Here is a 1,797-nt window from a genome sequence, read left to right as displayed (position 1 = left end):
GCACGCTGGCCACCGGTGGCGACGACTCGACCGTGCGGCTGTGGAACGTCACGGACCCGGCCCGCGCTTCTCCGGTCGGCCCGGTGCTGCGCGGGCACACCGGAGGGTTGCACTCGGTGGCGTTCAGCCCGGACGGCAGCAAGCTGGCCTCCGGCAGCGTGGACAAGACGATCCGGCTCTGGGACACCCGGGACCCGGCCGGGGCGGGATCGCTCGGGCCGGTGCTGACCGGGCACGCGGCCCCGGTGTGGTCGGTGAAGTTCAGCCCGGACGGCAACAAGCTCGCCTCCAGCAGCGAGGACAGCACGGCCCGGCTGTGGAACATCAGCGATCCGCGCAACCCCACCCAGCTCGGGCAGAACCTCGCCGCAGGCAGCAGCACCGTCTACGCGGTCGGGTTCAGCCCGGACGGGCGCACGCTGGCCACCGGCAGCGACGACGGCGTCGTCCGGTTGTGGTCGCTGCCCGAGCGCGTCCTGTCCGGGCACGCCGCGGCGGTCAACTCGGCGGAGTTCAGCCCGGACGGGCGGACCATGGTCAACGCGGCCGAAGACCGCACGCTGCAGGTGTGGGACACCACCGACCCGCTGCACCCGCGGCAGCTGCGGCCGCCGCTGCAGGTGCACGACGGTCAGCCCAGCTCGGTGTACCTGGATTTCAGCCCGGACGGCCGGACGCTGGCCACCGGCGGCGGTGACGGCCAGGTCCGGTTGTGGGACTTCAGCGACCCGGCGCGTCCGAAGCCGTTGGGCGCGCCGCTGGCCGTGGACACCCGCTACGTCGGCGACGTCGCGTTCAGCCCGGACGGCACCGTCCTCGCCGCAGGTGACACCGACACCACCGTGCAGCTGTGGGACGTGCGGGATCCGCTGCACCCGAAGCGGCTCGGCACGCCGCTGTACGGGCACACCGGGTTCCTGAACCTGATCGCCTACAGCCCGGACGGGCGCACCTTGGCGACCGCGGGCGACGACGGCACGCTGCGGCTGTGGGACGTGCACGACCCGGCGCGCGCGCACCTGCTCGGCCCGCCGCTGACCGCGCACGGCTCGGCGGTGAAAGCCGTGGCGTTCAGCCCGGACGGCAAGACGATGGTCAGCGCGGGCAGCGACAAGGTCGCCCGGCTCTGGGACATCACCGACCCGGCGGCACCGAAACCCGTGGGCGGGCCGCTGGCCGGGCACTCCCAGTCGGTGATCTCGGTGGCGGTCAGCCCGGACGGGCGCACGTTGGCGACCGGCAGCGTGGACCGCTCCGTGCGGCTGTGGGACGTGTCGGACCGGGACGAGCCGCGGGCCATCGGGCAGAGCCTGTCCGAGCACGGGGCCGCGGTGAACGCGGTCGGGTTCAGCCCGGACGGGAACGTGCTGGTCTCCACCAGCGAGGACAACACCGTGCGGCTGTGGGACCTCGACGTGGAACACGCGATCCGGCGCATCTGCGAGTCGACCAGCGGGGTGCTGCCGAAGCCGCAGTGGGAGCGGACCATCCCGCAGGTCGCTTACCGGGACGTGTGCTCGTCCTGACCGCGGCCGTCAGCCGCGGGACAGCTCGCGGGCCCGGGTCGCGATAGCGGTGAGTTCCCGCGGGAGTTCCTGCGCGTCGAACCGGCGGCGGACCACGGCCCGGTTCGCGGCCCGCACTTCGGCACCGCCGGTCAGCAGCTCGGCGATGCGCCGCACCTCGTCCGGGCCGGGCACGATCAAGCCCGCGGCGCGGATCTCGCGCAGCACCGGGTACGGCCCGGCGGCCACGAGCCGACCGGCCGCGGCGGCCTCGACGACGGGCAGGCCCCAG

General features: G+C 74.2%; 1 protein-coding gene and 1 pseudogene. One reads left to right on the top strand and one right to left on the bottom strand.

What is annotated here, in order from left to right; genetic code table 11:
- On the top strand, positions 1–1,526 hold a 1,526-nt coding region (locus tag IJH84_RS11895; protein ID WP_295144065.1), incomplete at its 5' end, for a WD40 repeat domain-containing protein.
- Between the two features lie 9 nt (positions 1,527–1,535).
- Here the strand turns inward: IJH84_RS11895 and IJH84_RS11890 are convergent.
- Positions 1,536–1,797: pseudogene (locus IJH84_RS11890) on the bottom strand (hypothetical protein); the annotation flags it as partial.

The organism is Saccharopolyspora sp. (assembly GCF_017434145.1).
GTDB classification, from domain to species: domain Bacteria; phylum Actinomycetota; class Actinomycetes; order Mycobacteriales; family Pseudonocardiaceae; genus Saccharopolyspora_C; species Saccharopolyspora_C galaxeae.
The sequence above is the reverse complement of the archived record's forward strand: the minus strand, read 5'-3'. Positions and strand labels throughout refer to the sequence as shown.